This window comes from Burkholderia pyrrocinia (assembly GCF_018417535.1).
Taxonomy (GTDB): Bacteria; Pseudomonadota; Gammaproteobacteria; order Burkholderiales; family Burkholderiaceae; genus Burkholderia; species Burkholderia pyrrocinia_E.
Window position 1 is genome coordinate 1488257 of the sequence record NZ_CP070978.1, and the last position, 20628, is coordinate 1508884.

The 20628-nt window shown below is 69.0% G+C and carries 16 protein-coding genes; 6 read left to right on the forward strand and 10 right to left on the reverse strand.

All coding sequences use genetic code 11. From position 1 onward, the window contains the following. Positions 1-80: 80 nt before the first annotated feature. Together JYG32_RS24750 and JYG32_RS24755 are read right to left on the reverse strand one after the other, a co-directional pair. Positions 81-629, reverse strand: a complete 549-nt coding sequence (locus JYG32_RS24750) for a hypothetical protein (protein WP_213267304.1) — start codon at positions 627-629, stop codon at positions 81-83. Beyond that, entirely contained in the window at positions 626-829 is a 204-nt protein-coding gene (locus JYG32_RS24755) for a hypothetical protein (RefSeq protein WP_213267305.1), read from the reverse strand. Before JYG32_RS24755 ends, JYG32_RS24750 begins: the two co-directional genes overlap by 4 nt. A 117-nt stretch (positions 830-946) precedes the next feature. Here JYG32_RS24755 and JYG32_RS24760 point away from each other — a divergent pair, with 117 nt between their 5' ends. Next, positions 947-1225: a hypothetical protein gene (locus JYG32_RS24760; RefSeq protein WP_213267306.1), complete on the forward strand. Its 279-nt coding sequence runs from the start codon at positions 947-949 to the stop codon at positions 1223-1225. Between the two features lie 195 nt (positions 1226-1420). Here the strand turns inward: JYG32_RS24760 and JYG32_RS24765 are convergent, their stop codons facing one another. The 8 genes from JYG32_RS24765 to peaA all read right to left on the reverse strand — a co-directional run bounded on the left by JYG32_RS24765 (position 1421) and on the right by peaA (position 12398). Continuing rightward, complete coding sequence (locus JYG32_RS24765) at positions 1421-2611, reverse strand: phosphotransferase enzyme family protein (protein ID WP_213267307.1); 1191 nt, start codon at positions 2609-2611, stop codon at positions 1421-1423. A 36-nt stretch (positions 2612-2647) separates the two neighbouring features. Further along, positions 2648-3280 carry a nicotinamide riboside transporter PnuC gene (gene pnuC / locus JYG32_RS24770; RefSeq protein ID WP_213267308.1) on the reverse strand — a complete coding sequence of 211 codons (633 nt, stop codon included), beginning with the start codon at positions 3278-3280 and terminating at the stop codon, positions 2648-2650. A gap of 59 nt (positions 3281-3339) precedes the next feature. Further along, entirely contained in the window at positions 3340-5571 is a 2232-nt protein-coding gene (locus JYG32_RS24775) for a TonB-dependent siderophore receptor (RefSeq protein ID WP_213267309.1), read from the reverse strand. Positions 5572-6051: 480 nt separating this feature from the next. Continuing rightward, complete coding sequence (locus JYG32_RS24780; RefSeq protein ID WP_213267310.1) at positions 6052-7770, reverse strand: AMP-binding protein; 1719 nt, start codon at positions 7768-7770, stop codon at positions 6052-6054. A 46-nt stretch (positions 7771-7816) separates the two neighbouring features. Beyond that, a complete protein-coding gene (gene peaD / locus JYG32_RS24785) occupies positions 7817-8935 on the reverse strand; it encodes a quinohemoprotein amine dehydrogenase subunit beta (RefSeq protein WP_213267311.1) in 1119 nt (372 codons plus the stop codon). 28 nt (positions 8936-8963) lie between these two features. Next, positions 8964-9287, reverse strand: coding sequence for a quinohemoprotein amine dehydrogenase subunit gamma (gene qhpC, locus JYG32_RS24790; protein ID WP_213267312.1), 324 nt, complete (start codon positions 9285-9287; stop codon positions 8964-8966). A 1-nt stretch (position 9288) separates the two neighbouring features. After that, positions 9289-10719: a quinohemoprotein amine dehydrogenase maturation protein gene (peaB, locus tag JYG32_RS24795; protein ID WP_213267313.1), complete on the reverse strand. Its 1431-nt coding sequence runs from the start codon at positions 10717-10719 to the stop codon at positions 9289-9291. Positions 10720-10790: 71 nt separating this feature from the next. Continuing rightward, a complete protein-coding gene (gene peaA / locus JYG32_RS24800; protein ID WP_213267314.1) occupies positions 10791-12398 on the reverse strand; it encodes a quinohemoprotein amine dehydrogenase subunit alpha in 1608 nt (535 codons plus the stop codon). Positions 12399-12854: 456 nt separating this feature from the next. On the opposite strand from peaA, the gene JYG32_RS24805 reads away from it, so the two are divergent. The 5 genes from JYG32_RS24805 (at position 12855) to qhpG (ending at position 20493) form a co-directional block, all read left to right on the forward strand. Beyond that, positions 12855-14348: an aldehyde dehydrogenase family protein gene (locus JYG32_RS24805; RefSeq protein WP_213267315.1), complete on the forward strand. Its 1494-nt coding sequence runs from the start codon at positions 12855-12857 to the stop codon at positions 14346-14348. A gap of 441 nt (positions 14349-14789) precedes the next feature. Beyond that, complete coding sequence (locus JYG32_RS24810; protein ID WP_213267316.1) at positions 14790-16721, forward strand: sigma-54-dependent Fis family transcriptional regulator; 1932 nt, start codon at positions 14790-14792, stop codon at positions 16719-16721. A 43-nt stretch (positions 16722-16764) separates the two neighbouring features. After that, positions 16765-18492 carry an ABC transporter ATP-binding protein gene (locus JYG32_RS24815; protein ID WP_213267317.1) on the forward strand — a complete coding sequence of 576 codons (1728 nt, stop codon included), beginning with the start codon at positions 16765-16767 and terminating at the stop codon, positions 18490-18492. Next, on the forward strand, positions 18485-19180 hold the full coding sequence (gene qhpE, locus JYG32_RS24820; protein WP_213267318.1) for a subtilisin-like serine protease QhpE: 696 nt from the start codon (positions 18485-18487) through the stop codon (positions 19178-19180). Before JYG32_RS24815 ends, qhpE begins: the two co-directional genes overlap by 8 nt. Continuing rightward, positions 19177-20493, forward strand: a complete 1317-nt coding sequence (gene qhpG, locus JYG32_RS24825) for a flavin-dependent monooxygenase QhpG (protein ID WP_213267319.1) — start codon at positions 19177-19179, stop codon at positions 20491-20493. The genes qhpE and qhpG overlap by 4 nt, the downstream gene beginning before the upstream one ends. Positions 20494-20628 lie beyond the last annotated feature (135 nt).

Below are 20628 nucleotides of genomic sequence, written 5' to 3' on the forward strand. Positions count from 1 at the left end.
CCATGTTGACGTCGACATAAACCTTCGAGCCAGGCGTCGTGTTCGTGGCAGCGGAATCGTGAACGAGTTCGTAACCGTCATTAGGCATTTTCGTTTCTCACAATTTCAAGGTAAAGCGATTCGGTATTGGTCGTCGTGACGCGCTGCGTATGGCCAGTAGCATCCGTGACGCCGCTGAACACCTTCCCGGACGCGGTACGAATTCGGTATTGCAATCTCGCCAATGGTCGGCTGGTATCGGCGTCGCGCAGAACAAATTGTTCGTCGTGTTCAGTCCGCCCAGTCACCGCAGAACGCGGGACACTTTGCCCCGTCAGCGCCGCCGCTTCCTCTGCCGTGAAAATCATCCTCATTTTGCGCTCTGCGTAGAAGACCGGCGGCGGGCTGCAGTCGCACACGTTGATATCGCCGCTCAATGCCCATTGCTTGCCGTTCGGGCCTGTGCCTGGCCAGCGCGGCCCCTCCGGTGCAATGAATCCTTCTTGCTTGCAGGCCGTGCAGTAGGTTTTCATGCCGAGCGTGGCGATTTGTACTGCCGGCGGCGGATTAGAACAGGTCACAGTGTCGAGACCTTCGGTGATGATCGCGCTCCCGGCGCGGTCGCCCTTGGCGAGGAAAAACCGGATCATGCCGCCGCATCTTGGTCAGCCACGGTCGCCAATTTCACCACCGTGAAGGTATCGGCGAAGCCCCTGTCTTCCCGTTCCGGGAAGTCCGTGATCGTATCTCCGTTCGGGAGTTCGCTACCACCGAAGGCGAGCGGCGTGCAGTCGGGGGAATCCGCGATGCCAAGGCTACTGATCGCTTTTGCTTCTTGTTCGTTCGTCATCCTGCATCCCTCTCCGGTTAAGTGGGTGAAATGTGCTCCACGCCAACCTAACGCCAACCCGACAGGGGGATCAATCGTCCGTATACGAAAATTCGGCAACGATTATCTGGTATCCGAATGAATGTCATGAAAAATTATCGGACGCAAAGTTGTGAGCGTGATTTCCGGGCATCGGGCAGCGCGGTGTCGGGCCGGATGCCCGCGCTGTTCGAATTTTTTGTCCGCAATGCCCACATGTCGCCCCGCTCGTCTAAAACGACTGAACACCGGGATTCGCGAATTCAGACGCCGGACGCACGTTTCCAGCGCTCGTCTTTATTAGCCGCTCACTCTCGTCCGGATTGGATGGGCGGCGGATTTCGTATTGAAGTTGTGCGGGGGCGCGTGGCGCGATGAAAGGGTCCGCCGTCCGGAGGCGCGTAGCGCGCTGCTGCAATCGGCCCTCAGGTCGCAACAACCGTTGGCCACGGCGCGGAAACCAGGGGCAATCTCAGGCTTGTGGACGGCCACTCATGGGGTCAGTTCAGGCGCGATGCCGCCGGCCCGACGCGACAGCACGCGCCATACACGTCCCAGTGCCAAACACATCGCTCACGTTTGCCCGCGCCTCATCGTCCGGCGACGCTGCAGCCATGCGAGCAACTGTCGCCCATCCGGTTCTCCGAACCAGCGCGCGTGCCCGATCAGGTAACCGTCGTACGCGATGTCGACGATCGCCGGCGCATCGATGATGCAGCCGAAATACGCGACTTCCGACAGCGCGAACTCGGTATGCACGATCGGCAGCAGCGCGACCAGCGCCGCATAAGCGTCGTCGCTCAGCGGTGCGAGCGATTCGTAGCCGTCGAGCAGCGCGTCGATCTGTTCGTATTCGATGCGCCGCGCGTCGGCCGGCGCCATCCAGTCGACCGTATTGCGCTCGATCGCGAGCGCGAGATCCATCACCGCGCAGGTGCGATCCGACAGCCCGAAATCGAGCACGGTCCGCACCTGCGCGCCGGGCCCCGCATCGGTCCACAGCAGGTTCGACGCATGCCAGTCGCCGTGCGTCCACAGCGGCGGCAACGCGGGCAGCAGCGGCACGAGGCGCGCGTGATACGGGCCGATCGCGTCGGCGACGTCGCCGCGCCAGTCGCGCGCGCCGAGCGCACGCACGAGCAGCGGCTGCGCATCGACCCAGCGTTCGAGCGCGCCGGCCAGATCGGCGGACGACAGCACGCGGAAACTCGACAGCAGCGTGCGCACGGGCCGCGCGGGCGCGTCGTAGCCGGCCGACGCGCGATGCAGTTCGGCCAGCGCGCGGCCGGCCGCGTACGCATGCGACGGATGCGTGAACGGCTGCCACGACATCACGCCGCGATACGGGTCGACACCGGGCGCGACCACATGGACCTCGTAGGTCCATTCGCCGGACGCGAACGCGGTCGCGCCGTCGCGACCGGCGAGCACGTCCACCACGGGCATGCCGCGTTCGCGCAGATGCGCGATGAAGCGATGTTCTTCCTCGAGCCCCGCGACATCGCGCAGGCTCGCGTGATGCCGCTTGACGAACAACCCGCGCCCGTCCGCCATCCGCACGAGCACGGCCGCCGCGAACTGGCGCGGGCTGTGCCACGTCAGCCGGGCCGGCTCGCCGGCACCGTCGATCCGCGCAAGCACCGCCGCCACCTCGTCGTGCGTCATCAGCGGCCAGTCGCGTTCGGCCTGCTCGCCGTCGACGCCGAATTGCGGCGGCGCGACGTCACGCGATACGGGCCCGTCCTGCTCGAGTGGGAATGACATGAACGACGTTGCTCCGTAGTTGAATCGGCGTGTGAATCAGCGCGCGGTACCGCCCGACGCGAGCGCGCCGCCGGCCGCCGCGCGCAGCGTCGCGGCCGTCCGGCTCCAGTCGCGCCAGCCGACGACGGCGAGCCCGATGAACAGCGCATAGAGTCCGGCCGTCAGATACAGCGCCTTGAACACGAACATCCCGACGTACACGACGTTCACGACAATCCACAGCCCCCACGACGCGATATAGCGCCGCGCGGTCCAGTATTGCGCGACGAGGCTGAACGCGGTCAGCGACGCATCGACGAACGGCAACGCCGCATCGGTCCAGCGCGCCATCATGCCGCCGAGCAGCGCGCTGCCGACGACGGCCGCGATCAGGTCCGGCAGCATCTGGCGCGGCCGCACGCCGGTGACGGGCGCCACGTCGCCGGCCGGCGACGCGCCGCCGTCGGCTTCGCTCGCGCGCTGCGCGAGCCAGCGCTGCCAGCCGTACACCTGCAGCACCGCGAACGCGCCCTGCAGCAGCATGTCGGAGTACAGCTTCGCGTCGAAGAAGATCCAGCCGTACAGCGCGACCGACACGAGCCCGACCGGCCAGCACAGCATGCGCCGCTTCGCGGTCAGCCAGATCGCGAGCGCGCTGACGATCACGCCGGCGATTTCGAGTGGGGACATCGTCTGTGCTCTCCTGGGTAGCTGCCGGGGCCGCGTGTCACGCGGCCGGTTCCGGACGATCAGAAATCATAGGTCAACGATACGCGCGCGGTGCGCGGCGCACCCGGGAACAGGTACGCATCGCCCTGCTGCTCGCCCGCGTCGCGCCAGTAGAACTTGTTGAACAGATTGTCCACCGATACGCGCAGCACCGTGCGATGGCCGCCGATCTTCGTCGTATAGCGCGCGCCGAGATTGAACACGAACCACGACGGCACGCGCGCGGTGCCTTCCTCGTTCGCGTTGCGGGCCGCGCTGTACTCGACGCCGCCGAGCACGTTCAGGCCCGCGACGCCCGGCACCGCGTAGTCCGCATACAGCGACGCGCGCAGCGCGGGCACGTTGACGATCTGGTGCCCTTCGTACGCCGGCGACCCCGAATCGACCGCGCGGGCGCGAATCGCCGCGACGCTGGCCGTCAGTGCGAGGCGCTCGGTCACGCGCCCGGCCGCGCCGAGTTCGATCCCCTGGTGCCGCTGCGTGCCGCGCTGCACGAACGTGTAGGTCGTACCCGATGCGTCCGGGTCGGCGAACTGGAACGGCTTGCTGATCGAGAACACGGCGGCCGTGAGGCTCAGCCGGTCGAGCCAGTCGTATTTCGCGCCGACCTCGATCTGGTGCGACTCGACGGGCGGCAGGAACGCATACGCGTTGGTCGCGCGCACGGGCGCCTGGTCGCCGAGCGACAGCGCCTTGCTGTACGACGCGTACAGCGACAGCACGTTCACCGGCTTGTAGACGAGCGCGACCTGCGGCAGGAACACCGAGCGGTCGGTGCGCGTATCCGCGCCGTCGAGGCTGCTCCAGCTGCGCTGGCGCAGCAGCACTTCCTTGCCGCCCGCGAGCACCTGCCAGTGTTCGCCGATGCTGATGCGGTCGAGCCCGAACACGCCGTACTGCCACGCGTCGAGGCGCGGATACGACGGCCCGGGCGAATTCGGCGACGGCGCGAACGCCACGTCGGGCCCGTAGAGGTTCTCGCTGCCCACGTAGTCGTACACGGCGTCGGCCATGTGCACGACGCGGCGCTGCACGCTCACGCCGAGCGTCAGTTCGTGCCGCAGCGGCCCCGTCGCGAACTTGCCCGTCGTGACCGCGCGCAGGTCGTCGTTGCGCCGGTATTCGCCGGGGCTGCGGAAGTCGTACACGTCGTAGTCGCCGTTCGCACCGAAGAAGAACGGCGACGTCGCGCCGGCCGTGCAGCTCGCCGCGTACGAGCAACCGTACGCGAACGCGCTGTTGTCGTCGATCATCGTGCGGCTGCGGCCGGCGGCGATGTACGCCTTCCAGTCGTCGTTGAACTGGTAGTCGAAGCGCGCGTTCAGGTTCAGCGCGTCGGTCGTCACCGGTTTCGCCCACGGCTGCGTGCCGAGCGCCTTCGACGTCGTCTTGACGGACGGCACGACGGTGCCGCCGAGCAACTGGTAGCCGGGCGCGGAACGCTGGATCCACTGCTGGAATTCGGCATTGAGCTGCAGGCTCGCACGCGGGCCGATGTCCCAGTCGGCGGCGATCGAGCCGAACGTGCGCCGCCCGTTCGTGCCGTCGATATACGAGTGCATGTTCTCCTTCGCGGCATTGATCCGGAAGCCGAACCGGTTGTCGGGGCCGAAGCGGCGGCCGAGATCGACGGCCGCCGACGTCGAGCCTCGGCTGTCGACGCCGGCCGTCACGCTCGCGACGTTCGCGGAGCGTTTCGTCACGAAGTTGATCACGCCGCCCGGCGCGACGACGCCACTGTCGATGCCGGCGAGCCCCTTCAGGATCTCGACGCGCTCCTTGTTCTCGAGCGGCACGTTCTGTTCGCCGGACACGGTCAGCCCGTCGATCCGGATCGCGCTCGCGAGATCGACCGGAAAACCGCGGATCGCGAAGCCTTCGAAATAGCCGACCGGCGCATAGTCGTTGACGACCGACGCATCGTTGCGCACGACGTCGCTCAGCCGCTTCGCCTGCTGGTCGTCGAGCTGCGCGCGCGTGACGACGCTCACCGACGCCGGCGTATCGCGCAGCGGCGTGTCGTCGAGCCCCGCGACCGACGCGTTGAGCACGCGAAACGCGTTGCCGCGTTCGCCGCTCACCGTGATCGTCGGCAGCGTCGCGCTGCCGGCCGCATCGGCGTCCGGTGCCGGCGCGTCGCCCTGGGCTGCGGCGGCCTGCGCCGCGAAAAGCGTGATGCCGAGACCGACGCCGAGCCCGACCTTCGCGCGCCGCCGCCGTGCGGGCGACGCTGTTGTTCTATTCACCGTCATTGTTCTGGATGGAAAACTCGCCACTCGACCCTGTCGAAACACGTTACGAAGCTGCGAAGCGCACGCCCGCGGACGAATCTTCACCCGCCGGCGCTTCCGGCCGGCACGACATTCACCAGACGAATCGGACGATACGGCACGCGTGCGTGCCGTATCGGTCGGGAAGACGCAGGATGGGACATCGGATTCAGGTAATGCACCGGGAGCCGACGCAGCCGTCGACGGGTTCGTCGGGTGCCGGTCGGGCCGCCGGCTGCATCGCGCGGTCTTGTCATGCGGGGGACGCTTCGAACGCCCCGGTGCGGGCGCCGGGCACTTCACTTGCGCGCGCCGTTCGTCGGAACGGCGGCCTGCCCTGCGCGCGCGACATCGCGGCGTGGCGCGCATTTTACCCCGGGCGGACAAGGCGGCACGGAAAACCGCCGCTGCCGGCCGATCGGAGGGCGGGCGCGGGGCGACGGCATGGCCGCCCCTGCGGGATTACGCGGTGTCGGCGGCTTTCAGCCCCCACGCGTCGATCATCTGCTGGCGCATCACGAACTTCTGCACCTTGCCCGTCACCGTCATCGGCAACTCGTCGACGAAACACACGTACTTCGGAATCTTGTAGTACGCGATCTGGCCGTGACAGAACGCGCGCACATCGTCCTCGGTCATCTGCTCGTCCGCACGCAGCACGATCCACGCGCACAGCTCCTCGCCGTATTTCGCATCGGGCACGCCGAACACCTGCACGCTCCGGATCTTGGGATGCCGGAACAGGTATTCCTCGATCTCGCGCGGGTAGATGTTTTCGCCGCCGCGAATCACCATGTCCTTCAGCCGGCCGACGATGTTGCAGTAACCCTCGGCATCGAGCATCGCGAGGTCGCCCGTGTGCATCCAGCCGTCGACGATCGTCTCCCGCGTTTTCGCGTCGTCGTCCCAGTAGCCGGACATCACCGAATAGCCTTTCGTGCACAGCTCGCCGGTCGCGCCGACCGGCACGATGCGCCCTTCCGGATCGACGATCTTCACTTCCAGATGCGGCTGGATGCGCCCGACCGTCGTCGTGCGTTTCTCGAGCGGATCGTCGGTCGAACTCTGGAACGACACGGGGCTCGTTTCGGTCATCCCGTACGCGATCGTGATTTCCGACAGGTGCATCTGCGACACGACACGCTTCATCGTCTCGATCGGGCACGGCGAACCGGCCATGATCCCGGTGCGCAGCGTCGACAGGTCGAATGTCGCGAATTCCGGATGATCGAGCGCCGCGATGAACATCGTCGGCACGCCGTGCAGTGCGGTGCAGCGCTCGTCGGCCACGGCCGCGAGCGTCGCGACCGGATCGAAGGCCTCGCCGGGGAACACCATCGTGGCGCCAGTCGACACGCACGCGAGCACGGCCAGCACCATCCCGAAGCAGTGGTACAGCGGCACCGGAATGCAAAGCGTATCCTGCTCGGTGAAGCGCATCGCCATCGCGATGAAGCGCGCGTTGTTGACGACATTGCGGTGCGTAAGCGTCGCGCCCTTCGGGCTGCCGGTCGTGCCGCTGGTGAACTGGATGTTGATCGCGTCGGTCGACGCGAGCGTTGCGCCGATCGCATCGAGCCGCGCGGCATCGAGCATGTCGCGTCCCCGCGCGACGACATCCGGATAGCGCAGCATGCCCGGCGTATGGCCGTCACCCATCCGGATCACGATGCGCAGCTCGGGCAGCCGCGCGGCGCGCAGGTCGCCCGGCGCGCACTGTGCGAGTTCCGGCGCGAGCGCCTGCAACATCTCCAGGTACTTCGACGACTTGAATTGCTCGGCCGCGATCAGCGCGCGGCAGCCGACCTTGTTCAGCGCATGGTCGAGGTCCGCGAGCCGGTATGCCGGGTTGAGGTTGACGAGGATCGCGCCGATGCGCGCGGTCGCGAACTGCGCGAGCAGCCATTCGCTGCGGTTCGGCGACCAGATGCCGACACGGTCGCCCTTCTCGATCCCGAGCGCGGCGAGGCCGGCCGCGAGCACGTCGATCTCGTGCGCGAGCCTGCGCCAGTCCCAGCGGACGCCCTGCTCGCGGAACACGACAGCCGGCCGCTCCGGAAAACGCGCCGCGGTGTCGCGCAGCAGCGCGGCGACGGTCGCGTCGGACAGCGGTACGTCGGTGCGGCCCCGCACGATCGACAGGCCGTCACGCGGCACGCCGGTTGCGATGGCGGTGGTCATGATTGTCTCCTGATCGGCTTGGGCCGGCCCCGGGGGCCGGCGCGCGTCATCGTGTAAAGACCTGCGCGGTCGTGATCGCCATGTCGCCGCCCGGCACGCGGATGTCCTTCAGCTTTTTCAGCGTGTCGGCGTCGTACACGGCGACGGTACTGAACGTGCCCGCGAGGTAGATCTTGCTGCCCGCACGGTTGAACGACAGGCAGTAGTACGAGTGATCGAGCGGCGCGGCCTCGATCAGCTTCTCGTTCTTCACGTCGTATTTCGCGAGACGGTTCAGCACGCCATACATCGCGTTCGGGTCCTTCGGCGACAGCCCGCCCGTGAAGTACACCTCGGTCACGGGCGCGAAATCCTTGACCGTCGCATTGCCCGTCTTCAGGTCGATGTCGATGTAGCCGTACATCGTCTGCGCGGTGGCCGCGTCCTTCTTTTCGTCCTTGAAGCGATCGGCCGTGTAGAGCAGGTTGAACGTATGCTGCGGACGCTGCTGCGGCCACACGTACAGCACGTCCGGCTGGCCGTACAGCGGCCGTTTCCAGTTGCGCAGCGGCACCGCGACGTCGTACTTGCCCGTCTTCGCGTCCATCCTGTAGATGTCCGCGCCGACGATGAACAGCGAACCGTCGTCGGCGGCCTGGAGCATCGTCGTCTGGCGCGGCGCCGCGAACGTGCGCACGGGCTTCGCGTCGAGCCCGCCGTCGGTGCGGTACACCTGCAGGCGCGGCGACTGCACCTCGTAGCTGTCGCGGTTCATCGTCGTCGGGTTGACGACGCTGTAGATCTCCTTGCCGTCCGGGCTCAGCGCGACCGAGAACATCGCGCGCGCGCGCTCGTTCCCTGCTTGCGACAGCTCCGCATGGAACACGGTCTTGCACGAATCGAGATCGACGCCGTACAGGTCGCCGTAGTGGTTGTTCAGCACGTACGCGCGCGTGCGATCCGGGCTGATCTGGATCGTGCCGGGCCCGAACGCGTCGGGCAGCGTGCAGGTCTTGAGGACGCTGTCGGTGGCCGTATCGATCACCGTCAGGTTGTTCGGGTAGTTCGTGACGGCGAGGTATTCGTGCCCGGTCTGCAGCGGGCCGTCGGCCGCGGCCGACAGCGTGGCGGCCGATGCGAGCGCGGCGGCGAGCAGCGCCCGGCTCAGGAGTTGTGTGGATCGCATGGAGAATCCTTGGTCGGTGCCGGGTGGATCACTTGTCTTTGGGGAACACGCTGCCGAGCTGGCGCCAGTCCGCGCCGGAATCGGCCGCGTGCTTGTTCCAGTCGGGATAGGTGCTCATCATGTCGGGCACCTGCGCGGGCCACCAGCACGGGTCGGAGCAGCCGTACAGGTCGGCCTCCATCGGCTGGCACAGCGACGCGACCCCGCCGAACACGTCCGTTTCCCAGCCGGGATCGGTCGTCGACGTGCAGCCCGCGACGGACGTCATCGCGACGACTTCCTCGACGCAATCCTGCTGCACGGCCTCTTCGAGCTTTCTCGCCTTGTTGTTGAGCGGCTTCAGATGTTTCATGTCAGTTCGCCTTGCGCGGAGTGATGTGGTTGCCGATGAACGCCGGGTTGCCGACGATGATCCGGCTGTAGATCTCGATCCCGAAATCGATCCAGTCGCGCATCAGCTCGCAGTAGTGATAGGTCGGGTGCGCGGGGTCGCCGTAGCGCGCATAGCTCTCGTGATAGCAGCCGCCCGAGCACAGGTTGCGGATGCGGCAGCTTTCGCAACCCGTACCGCTGCGCTCGAGTCGCTGCGACAGGAAGTCGTTGAGCTGCGCCTGAGCGACGCCGTCGCGCACGTTGCCGAAGGTCGGCAGCGCCGAGCCCGTGAAGCGGTGGCACAGGTTCAGGTCGCCCTTGTGGTCGACCGCGAGCATCTTGAGCCCCGCGCCGCACGGCAGCGACTTCTTGTGCCCTTCGTGCAGGTCGGTGATCAGCTGGTGCAGGTTCGAGAAGCCGACGTTGCGGTTCTCGAGCGCGGCGGCCAGGTAGCGCCGGCCGAGCGCCTTCATGTTCTCGAACACCTGCGCGAGTTCGCCGGGCTGCAGGTTGAACGTGTCGAGCTGCCCCGACGTGACCGGCGCGAAGCCGACTTCCGCGAAGCCGAGCTCGTTGAACAGGTGATCCCAGATCCCCTCGATGTCGGTCACGCCGCTCGTCAGCGTCACGCGCGCGCCGACCGGGCGGCTGCGGTAGCGCTTGAGCAGCATTTCGGCCTTGCGGCGCACGACGTCGTAGGTGCCGGCGCCGCCGACCGTACGGCGGTTCAGGTCGTGGATCGAGCGCGGCCCGTCGATGCTGACCGACAGCCCGAAGCGATGCGCGTCGAGCCAGTCGACGATCTCCTCGGTCAGCAGCGTCGCGTTGGTCGTCATCACGAATTCGACCTGCTTGCCGAGCGCGCCGAAACGCAGCTCGCAATACTCGACCATGCACTCGATCAGCTTGCGGTTGCTGAGCGGTTCGCCGCCGAAGAACACGACCGTGTAGCGCGGCAGGTCGGGCGACTCCTTCAGCAGCATCTCGACCGACGCCTTCGCGGTGTCGATGTCCATCCGCCGCCCGGCGGACGGCGTGTCGAGATCTTCCTTGTAGCAGTACGTGCAGCTCAGGTTGCAGCCCGTGTTCACGTTCAGCACGACCGTATCGATCGCCGTGCGCTCGACGCGCTTCACCGCGATCTCTGGCGTGAGCGGCGAGCCGTCGCTGACGACCTCGAGGGCCATCAGCTCGCCGAGCGTCTCGGCGAGTTCGCCGCGCGGCGAGCGGCCGGCGAGCCGCGCGAACAGCTCGTCGGCCGTGCAGCTGCTCGCGCGCAACGCGTCGATGATGTCGGCCGTCACGCGATCGGCCGCGAACAGCGAGCTGCTCGGCACATGGAACATCAGGCGTTCGTCGTCGACGCGCACTTCGTGCACGTTGCGTTCGACTACGTTCAGCAGGGCGCTCATCGGATTCTCCTTGCGTTCGTCGGATTCGGCCGGGCCGCGTCGCGGCCCGGCGCCTGGACATGCGGGGCCGGTCAAGGCAGCGGCGGGTTGTTCCAGCGCTGCACCGCGACGATCATGTGCCCGGTGCCCGTCACCGTGCGCGCCCCGTCCGTCACCGTCGCGACGACGTTCAGGTTGCCCGTGTTGTTGGTGCCCATCCGGCGCGCGGGATTCGGGCCCGCGTTGCCCGGCGTGAAGATGCCGGTCGACGCCTGCATCGCGCCTGCGAACTGCGTGTCGCGATCGCCCTTCGACTGGTCGTCGAACGGCGCGACCGCCCATTGCGCGGGCACGACGCCGATGCGGAACGGCTTGTCCGCGCCGTCGACACCCCACGCGACCGCGTCGAAGCGGCCTTCGACCTTCGGCGTCGAACCGCCGTTGCCGCCGATGCGCGCGACCGCGAAGTCGGGCTCGACCTTCACGTCATGGATCTCGCGATAGACGGCGAACCCGTCCGCGTGCGCGGCGCCGACGCTCACGCTGCGCGGGCCGGCCATGCTGCCGTCGGCAGCCTGCACGCGCACCCGCACATACTCCGGCGTGCGCTCGAGCACCGATGCAACGCTCACGCCGGCGCCGAACGCGGGCGTGCCCTGCAGGTTCGCGCCGACGATCGTCACGTCGGCCTGTTCGCCCGCCTTCACGTAAGCAGGCTGCACCGCGACGATCCGCGGCTTGCCGAGCTTCGCCGCACTGAAGTCGAGGCCGCGCTCGTCATGCGCGTCGTCGAACATCCGGCCGCGCAGCTCGCCGTCGGTCGCCATCAGCACCTGGCGCATCGTCGTGCCGCCGACCTTTACGCTCGCGCGCCATTCGTAGCCCGTATAGAGCGTCGCGGTGCCGGTGCCCGCGAGCGGGCTGCCGTCCGCGAAGCGCCCCTTCAGCTCGACGTCGAAGCGATCGCCCGCGCCGCCCTTCACGGTCATCGTGCCGTACGCATCGCCCTTGCCCGGCATGTGGCCGCCGAAGCTCCAGGTGCCGGCGAGCGCGGTCGCGGGCGGATGATGCTGCTTCCAGTCGGTCCATGCCTTGCTGTCGTACGGGTAGTCCTTCGCGAGCATCGGCGCCATCTCGGTGAGCGCGATCTTCAGCCAGTCGCGGTCGCGACCCATCGCCGAATACTCGACCGACGGCCACTGCCCGAGGTGGAAATTCACGAGCCTGTCCCATTCCGCGACCGGGCGTCGCTGCAGCAGCGGGCGCGCGGCCGAGTGGCAGCGCGCGCACATCTGCTTGAATTCCTCGTTGCCGACGGTCTCCTGCGTGTTCAGGCGGCGCTCGGGCGCGTAGCGGAAGTCCTTCGTCTCCGATGGCGCGAGGCCCTGCGTATCCGACAGGTACTTCACGAGGATGCGCCGCTCGTCGTCGCCGATCGTCAGGCCGTGCATCGTCTGCATCCGCGCGATCGTCATCAGCCAGCCTTCCGGCGTCTTGCGCTGGTGGCTGATGCGGCTCCACGAATCCTTCGACTCGGCCGCGTGACAGGCCGCGCACGTCTGGCTCAGGATCGCGTGAGCGTCGCGCGGCGCCTGGGCCTGCGCATGCGCGGCGCCCGAGGCCAGCGCGAGCGCGCCGGCGGCCGCGACGGCCGCGGCCGCGCGGGGCGGCCTGCTGCGTCGAATGAATGTCTTGAACAAGGCTCTGCTCCTTTACGTGGGGTCTCGAATCGTCCGGCATGCAGCGCTGCGGCGCTAGTCTCACGCTCTTCAAGCACAGGCCGTGCCAATCACGAACATCGGGGCTGCCACAAGGAAAACACGCGGTTTTACGGCCGAATGCCCGGGAAAATCCCGATTCAAACTCACGCTCCAAACCGGCATTCGCGCGCCTTCGCGCCGGCTTCCCCGGGCTTTCCGCGCGATGCCGGCCTCGCATGTGCCGCGTGTCGCGTCTCACGTTGCACGCCGATTCTCAATTTGAGACGCTCCACGGCGAATGCGGTGTGGCGACGCTGCGGCGCGACATCGCCCGGCGCCGCGCCACCGCCTCGCGCGGCATGGCCCGCGCGGCACGCATGCAGGCCATCGCACGGCCGTTGGTATGGAAGCTGCTTAGCGCATCGACACCCGAACCCCGATGAGCGAGGAGCTTCCATGCAGGCAACGTTGTCGTTACTTCCGCAAACCCAGTCGTTCATCGCGCGCACGCCGTCGATGCTGATCGGCGATGCGTGGCGCGGCGCCGAAAGCGCCGCCACCCTGGCCGTCCACAACCCCGCGACCGGCGACGAGTTGTGCCGCGTGCCGGCGTCCGGCGCGGCCGACGTCGACCGGGCGGTGCGCGCCGCCCGGCAGGCATTCGACGATTCCGCGTGGAGCCGCATGCGGCCGCGCGAACGGCAGAACCTGCTGTGGCGCCTCGCGGATCTCGTCGAACGCGACGCGCAGCAACTCGCCGAGCTCGAATGCGTGAACAACGGCAAGAGCGCGCAGATCGCGCGCGTCATGGACGTGCAGCTGTCGATCGACTTCCTGCGCTACATGGCCGGCTGGGCGACCAAGATCGAAGGCTCGACCGTCGACGTGTCGATGCCGCTGATGCCCGACAGCCAGTTCCACGGCTTCGTCCGGCGCGAGGCCGTCGGCGTGGTCGGCGCGATCGTCGCGTGGAATTTCCCGCTGCTGCTCGCGTGCTGGAAGCTCGGCCCCGCGCTCGCAACCGGCTGCACGATGGTGCTGAAGCCCGCCGACGAAACGCCGCTCACCGCGCTGCGGCTCGCGGAACTCGTGCAGGAGGCCGGCTATCCGGCAGGCGTGTTCAACGTCGTCACCGGCACCGGCGTCGAAGCGGGCGCCGTGCTCGCGCACCACCCCGAGCTCGACAAGCTGACCTTCACGGGCTCGACCGAAGTCGGCAAGCTGATCGGCAAGGCCGCGATGGAATCGATGACGCGCGTGACGCTCGAACTCGGCGGCAAGTCGCCGACGATCGTGTTCGACGATGCCGATCCGGCGGTCGCGGCCGCCGGCGCGGCCACCGCGATCTTCTTCAATCACGGCCAGGTGTGCTGCGCGGGTTCGCGCCTGTACGTGCAGCGCAAGCACTTCGACCGCGTGGTGGGCGACATCGCGGGCATCGCGAGCAACATGAAGCTCGGCAATGCGCTCGACCCGACGGTGGACATGGGCCCGCTGATCTCGGCGAAGCAGCAAAAGCGCGTGGCCGGCTACATCGAGCGCGGCCGCGAGCTCGGCGCACAGCTCGCGTGCGGCGGCGATGCATACGGGCCCGGCTATTTCGTGAAGCCGACCGTGCTCGTCGACGTCGACCAGAAGGGCCCGCTCGTGCAGGAGGAAATCTTCGGCCCGGTGCTGGTCGCGATGCCGTTCGATACGATCGACGATGCGATCCGCCTCGCGAACGACACGCGCTACGGGCTCGGCGCGAGCATCTGGACCAACAACCTGTCGGCCGCGCACCGGATGATCCCGAAGATCCGTTCGGGCTCGGTCTGGGTCAACTGCCACAGCGCGCTCGATCCCGCGCTGCCGTTCGGCGGCTACCGGATGTCGGGCTTCGGCCGCGAGATGGGTGCGGCCGCGATCGAGCACTACACGGAGCTGAAATCCGTGCTGATGAACGTGTGACCGCGTCATCGACGCACGCGCCGCGCGGCCACGTCGCGCGGCGCCCTTTCCCCGCCAACGACAACGACAACCCGCGATGCCCGGCCCGCCCGCTTCCCGCCGCACTTTCATGATCGCCGCCGCCGATCCGGGCGCGGCGTGCCCGCTGTTCGGCGGAAAACAGGTCGCGAACGGCGGCCGGTGCAACGCTTGCACGCGGCCGACATAAACGCCGCCGCCACGCACAGCACGCACGAACGCCCCGCCATGCACGCCGCCTCGCCACGCGCCGCGCCGACCGCCCGCGCCCGCCCGCGAATCGCCCGCCCCGCCGCGCCCCGCCTGGGTCTTAGGTTTTTGACCGGATGGATTTATGCCCGGGCTTATGCCAGACTCGGCGGGCCTTTTTGCGTGCGGCCGCGCCGGATCGGACGGCCCGACATTCTCCTGAGGAGGGGCGACGTGCAAGACTACTTCCCTTCCGGCCAGCGGCTTCCGGACCGGCTGCAAGCAACCCGCCTGATTCGCGAACGGCTCAGTTCCGACGGCGTGCTTCCGCAAGGTTGCCTGCGCATCGAAATCGACCAGTCGTGGCGGCGCAGCCTCGATCACGGCGTGCGCTGGGACGACGACGCGCTGCTGAACCTGCACGAATTCTGCAATCTCGACGAGCTGCGCGACGCGAACCGCCGGCTGCTCGACGCGGCCGCACCCGAACTCGAATTCCTCGCCGAGCGCTGCGGGCGCGACGGGATGATCCTGCTGGCCGATGCGCGCGCAACGATCCTGTCGGTCGAAGGCGACGCGAGCGGGCTCGCCGCGATCGGCATCGGCGACATCCGCGCGGGCGCGAGCTGGTGCGAATCGCTGCGCGGCACGAACGCGCTCGGCACCGCGCTCGTCGAAGGCAGCGCGGTCGCGATCGACAGCGGCGAGCATTTCCTCGGCCGGCTGAGCCGCTTCTCGTGCCGCTCGCTGCCGCTGCGCGACCCGCACGGCCAGACGATCGGCGTGCTCGACCTCACGCGCGAAGGCGAGCTGCCGCTCACGCTCGACGGGATGTCGATGCTGATGAGCGCGGCGGCCACGCACATCGAGACGCGCCTGTTCGACGCATATTTCCCCGAGCATGTCGTGCTCGTGTTCCATCCGCGCCGCACGTATCTCGGTTCGAGCTGGAGCGGCGTGCTCGCCGTCGCGGAAGACGGCCGCATCGTCGCCGCGAACGCGCACGCTTGCGAGCTGCTCGGCACCGCGCGCGCCGCGCTCGTCGGTCGCCGCTGCGAAAGCGCATCGCTCGCGCGCCAACTGTCGTTCGTCGCGTTCGCCGAACAAGGCGGGATGCTGCGCGTCGAAGGTGTCGACGCCGCATTCCACTGCAAGGCGCTGCGCCTGCCGCGCGCGACGCCGGTGGCGGTCGCACGCGAACGCGCGGTCGCGCCGGCCGCCGATGCGCGCGGCGATGCGGGCGCGCAGGCGCTCGCAGCCCTCGCCGGCCGCCAGCCGCGCCTGCTGCGCGCGCTGACGATGGCACGGCAGGGGCTCAACAACGGGCTGCCCGTGCTCGTGCAGGGCGAGACGGGCACCGGCAAGGAAGTCGTCGCGCGCGCGCTGCACGATGCGAGCACGCGCGCCGGCAAGCCGTTCGTCGCGGTGAACTGCGCGTCGATTCCCGAAGGGCTGATCGAATCCGAACTGTTCGGCTATCGCGACGGCGCATTCACCGGCGCGCGCCGGGGCGGGATGACGGGCCGGCTGATGCAGGCGCACGGCGGCACGCTGTTTCTCGACGAGATCGGCGACATGCCGCTGCAACTGCAGGCGCGGCTGCTGCGCGTGCTGCAGGAACGCAAGGTCGCGCCGCTCGGCGCGGGCGACGAGCAGGCCGTCGACATCGCGGTGATCTGCGCGACGCACCGCGACCTGCAGACGATGGTGCGCGACAAGACCTTCCGCGAAGACCTCTACTACCGCGTGCACGGCGTGACCGTATTGCTGCCCGCGCTGCGCGAACGCGACGACGTCGACCTGATCGTCGCCGCGCTGCTCGCGCGGCTCGGCGCGCCGCACGTGAGCGTCAACGCCGAGCTGGCCGGCGTGTTCCGCCAGCATCGCTGGCCCGGCAACATCCGCCAGCTCGAGATGGTGCTGCGCACCGCGCTCGCGGTGCGCGCCGATCACGAGGACGTGCTCGGCCTCGACCATCTGTGCGACGGCTTCATCGACGGCGTGTGCCCGGCGCCCGACGCGTCGTTCGGGCTGATCCGCCGCCACGAGGACGACCTGATCCGCGACTCGCTCGCGCGCCACGGCGGCAACGTCGCGGCCGCCGCGCAGACGCTCGGCATCAGCCGCGCGACGCTGTACCGCCGGCTCAAGCGGCTGCAACCATGATGCCGCGCGCGCCTTCGTCCGTCATGAGCCGGCCGCTCCTCCGATGCTGAAATTCGTCCTGCGTTTCGTGAAAACCGACGACCGCGCGCAGCTCGCGCGCGCGCTCGGCTGGCTGTACGGCTTCGTGCGGCCGCACCGGCTCGCGATCGCGGGCTTGCTGGCGCTGTCCGCGTGTGCATCGCTGCTCGCGCTCGCGCAGCCGTGGCTCACGAAGGAGCTGATCGACCGCGGGCTCGTCGGCAAGGATGTCCGGATGCTCGTCGCGATCGCGTTCGCGATGGTGCTCGCGGGCTTCGCCGGCACGCTGCTCGGCGGCGTCAACCGCTACCTGCACACGCGGCTGTCCGGCCGCGTGCTGTTCTCGCTGCGCAGCGCCGTCTACGCGCACCTGCAGCGGCTGTCGCCGTCGTTCTACGGGCAGCGGCGCCTCGGCGACCTGCTGTCGCGCCTCGACGGCGACGTCGCCGAGATCCAGCGCTTCGCGCTCGACGCGCTGTTCTCGGCCGTATCGAACGTGATCGGCCTCGTCGGCACGCTCGCGCTGCTCGTCACGCTGTCGTGGAAACTGTCGCTGCTCGCGCTGCTGCTGATCCCGTTCGAGATCCTGTGGCTGCGCACGATGCGCCGCAAGGTCGAACGCGATGCGCGCGCGGTGCGCGAAGGCGCGGCCGACGTGTCGTCGTTCCTCGTCGAGACGCTGCCAGCGATGAAGTTCATCCAGGCCGCCGGGCGGCAGCGCGCGGAACAGGCGCGGCTCGACGGGCTCGGCGAGCGCTACATGGAACGCCTGCTGAAGCTGCAGGTGACCGAATTCGTCACGCAATCGGTGCCCGGCACGCTGACGTCGCTGTCGCGCGCGGGCGCGTTCATCGTCGGCGGCTACTGGGTGATCCGCGGCGACTGGCCGCTCGGCTCGCTGATCGCGTTCTCGAGCTATCTCGGGATGGCGATCGGCCCCGTGAAAAGCCTGCTCGGGCTCTACGTCGCGCTGCAGCGGATGACGGTCAGCCTCGGCCGCGTGATGGAACTGCAGCGCGCGCCGGTGGCCGTGCAGCCGCCGGCCGAACCGCGCACGCTGCCCGCGCGCGGCGACCTCGAATTCGTCGACCTGTGGTTCGCGCACGACGAGCGCGCGCAGCCCGTGCTGCAGGGCGCCAGCGCACGCGTGCCGGCCGGCAGCAAGGTCGCGCTGTCGGGGTCGTCGGGCAGCGGGAAATCGACGCTGATCGACCTGCTGCAGCGCTTCTACGATCCGCAGCGCGGCAGCGTGCGGATCGACGGCGTCGACCTGCGCGACGTCGATCTCGATGCGCTGCGCCGCCACGTCGCGGTCGTCAGCCAGGACATCGTGCTGTTTCGCGGCAGCCTCGCCGACAACATCCGCTACGCGGTGCCGCTCGCGTCGCGCGACGACATCGCGCACGCCGCGCGCGCCGCGCAGCTCGACGAACTGGTCGCGACGCTGCCGGGCGGCCTCGACGGCCCGGTCGGCGAGCGCGGGCAGCAGCTGTCGGGCGGGCAGAAGCAGCGCATCGCGATCGCACGCGCGCTGCTGCAGGCGCCGGCGATCCTCGTGCTCGACGAAGCGACATCGGCTGTCGACGAAGCGACCGAGCGGCAGGTCATTGCGCAGATCGACACGCTGTTCGGCGACCGCACGCGCATCCTCGTCAGCCACCGCGCGTCGACGCTCGCGGGCGTCGACCTGCATTTCGAACTCGCGAACGGACAGCTCTCGCGGCGTGCGCATCGGGATGTCGCGCATGCATGACGACGTTCCGGCCATCCGCGTCGGCATCGTCGACAGCGGCTATCCGCCATCGCTGAGCGCACGCGTCGCCGATGCGCGGCGATTCTCGTTCGACGCCGCCGCCGTGCTTCGGGCGTACGCGGTCGAACCCGACCGGATCGGTCACGGCAGCGCGGTATGCGAAACGATCGCGGCCGCCGCGCCCGATGCGCGGCTGTGCGTCGCGCAAGTGTTCGAAGCGCGTGGCGTAACGAGCGCCGCGCAGATTGCGCAGGCAATCCGCTGGCTGCTGACGCAACGCATACGCGTGATCAACCTGAGCCTCGGCGTGCGCGCCGATCGCGATACGCTGCGCGATGCATGTGCGGAGGCCGTCGCACAACGCGTGACCGTATTCTCGTCGAGCCCCGCGCAAGGCGCGCCCGTGTTTCCGGCCAGCTATCCGGGCGTCGTGCGCGTGACGGGCGACGCGCGCTGCGCGCCGCGCCAATGGTCGTGGCTCGACAGCCCGCAGGCCGATTTCGGCGCGGCCGTGTCGAGCGGCGCGCCGCGCGCGCCGGCCGGCGCGAGCATCGCCTGCGCGGCGCTCAGCGGCTACGCGGCCGGCTGGCTCGCGCGCCATCCCGATGCCGACTCGGCCGCGCTGCTCGACCATCTGCGCGCAGGCGCCGCCTACGTCGGCGTCGAACGGCGCACCTGCGCATCATGAGCCGCGCGCCGATTGTCGTGCTCGGCGCGGGGCCGGCCGGCGCGGCCACCGCGCTCGGCCTCGCGCGGCTCGGCTATCCGGTCAGGGTCGTCAGCGAATGGCGACGCTTCGATGCCGTCGAAGGCGTGTCCGATCGCGTGCTGCAAGGGCTCCGCCACGCGGGGCTCGCGCAGGCGGCCGCCTGCGCGCTGCCGCCGTGCGCGCGCACGACGCGCTGGAACGGCGACACGCGCACGCTCAATCACGAACACCTGATCGACCGCCGCCGTTTCGACGCGGCGCTGCGCCGCGATCTCGCCGATGCAGGCATTGCGGTGCTCGAAGCGACCGTGCGTGCGGTGCAGCCGAACGGCGACGGGCACGCGATCCGCGTCGATACGCCGGAAGGCGCCGATACGCTGCACGCGGCGTTCCTGGTCGAGGCCCGCGGCCGGCTCGCGCCGCTCGCGCGCGACGCAGTACGCGGCCCGCAGACGCTGAGCCTGCTGAATGTCTGGCAGGGCACGCCCGGCGACGCCGCGTCGGCGGTCGAGAGCCTGCCCGACGGCTGGGCATGGATGGCGCGGCTGCCCGACGGCCGCTGCTACTGGCAGGCGACGCTCGATGTCGCGACCGCGACGCTGCCGCCGCGCGACGCGCTACCCGCCTGGTGCGCGACGCTTCGGCAGACGCCGCTCGCGCGCGACTTCTTCGGCGCTGACGTTGCCGCCGACGCGCGCGTGTTCGCGCGCACCAGCAGCGCGGCGCTGTGCGGCGACACGGGCGGCGCGAACTGGCTGCGCGTCGGCGATGCGGCAATGGCCGTCGATCCGCTGTCCGGCAACGGCATCTTCCAGTCGCTGTCGTCCGCGCTGCAGGCGCCGGCCGTCATCCATACGCTGCTCGCACATCCCGAGCGCGCGGCGCTCGCGCTGCGTTTCCACGAGCGCCGCATCGCCGCGCTGTTCATGCGCTTCGCGCGCATCGGCCGCGATTTCCATGCGCTCGAAACGCAATGGGCCGACCGGCCGTTCTGGCACGCGCGCCGCGCGTGGCCCGACGATGCACCATCGCATCGCGCGCCCGATTTCGACGCGCTCGCGATCGAGCGGGCGCCCGTGATCGACGGCGACACGATCGCCGAGGCCGACGTCGTCACGAGCCCCGACCAACCGCTCGGCATCTGGCATCTGCAAGGCATTCCGCTCGCGCCGATCGTCGCCGCGCTGCGCGAGCGCCCGGCCGCGCAGGTACTGGCGACGCTCGCGCCGCCGCAAGCCGCGCTCGTGCGGCGGTGGCTTGAGACGCAGGGCTATCCGTTCGCGCGTGCGTAGCGCTTATACCACTCGCTTCCTCCGCTTCTTTCGTCTCCCCCTTGCCGCCGTGCGCGCCCCCCGTTGCGGCGCGCGCGTTCGCTCGCGCGATTTCGCGTTTCATCGCGTCTCAACTTGAGACGCGACTTGCGACAA

What these genes read in the sequence shown, in the direction of transcription:
- JYG32_RS24775 (WP_213267309.1), bottom strand. Translation starts at nt 5,571, where the DNA reads ATGACGGTGAATAGAACAACAGCGTCGCCCGCACGGCGGCGGCGCGCG.
- qhpE (WP_213267318.1), top strand. Translation starts at nt 18,485, where the DNA reads ATGCATGACGACGTTCCGGCCATCCGCGTCGGCATCGTCGACAGCGGC.
- peaD (WP_213267311.1), bottom strand. Translation starts at nt 8,935, where the DNA reads ATGCGATCCACACAACTCCTGAGCCGGGCGCTGCTCGCCGCCGCGCTC.
- JYG32_RS24750 (WP_213267304.1), bottom strand. Translation starts at nt 629, where the DNA reads ATGATCCGGTTTTTCCTCGCCAAGGGCGACCGCGCCGGGAGCGCGATC.
- JYG32_RS24755 (WP_213267305.1), bottom strand. Translation starts at nt 829, where the DNA reads ATGACGAACGAACAAGAAGCAAAAGCGATCAGTAGCCTTGGCATCGCG.
- JYG32_RS24765 (WP_213267307.1), bottom strand. Translation starts at nt 2,611, where the DNA reads ATGTCATTCCCACTCGAGCAGGACGGGCCCGTATCGCGTGACGTCGCG.
- JYG32_RS24805 (WP_213267315.1), top strand. Translation starts at nt 12,855, where the DNA reads ATGCAGGCAACGTTGTCGTTACTTCCGCAAACCCAGTCGTTCATCGCG.
- peaB (WP_213267313.1), bottom strand. Translation starts at nt 10,719, where the DNA reads ATGAGCGCCCTGCTGAACGTAGTCGAACGCAACGTGCACGAAGTGCGC.
- qhpG (WP_213267319.1), top strand. Translation starts at nt 19,177, where the DNA reads ATGAGCCGCGCGCCGATTGTCGTGCTCGGCGCGGGGCCGGCCGGCGCG.
- JYG32_RS24815 (WP_213267317.1), top strand. Translation starts at nt 16,765, where the DNA reads ATGCTGAAATTCGTCCTGCGTTTCGTGAAAACCGACGACCGCGCGCAG.
- JYG32_RS24780 (WP_213267310.1), bottom strand. Translation starts at nt 7,770, where the DNA reads ATGACCACCGCCATCGCAACCGGCGTGCCGCGTGACGGCCTGTCGATC.
- qhpC (WP_213267312.1), bottom strand. Translation starts at nt 9,287, where the DNA reads ATGAAACATCTGAAGCCGCTCAACAACAAGGCGAGAAAGCTCGAAGAG.
- pnuC (WP_213267308.1), bottom strand. Translation starts at nt 3,280, where the DNA reads ATGTCCCCACTCGAAATCGCCGGCGTGATCGTCAGCGCGCTCGCGATC.
- JYG32_RS24760 (WP_213267306.1), top strand. Translation starts at nt 947, where the DNA reads ATGAATGTCATGAAAAATTATCGGACGCAAAGTTGTGAGCGTGATTTC.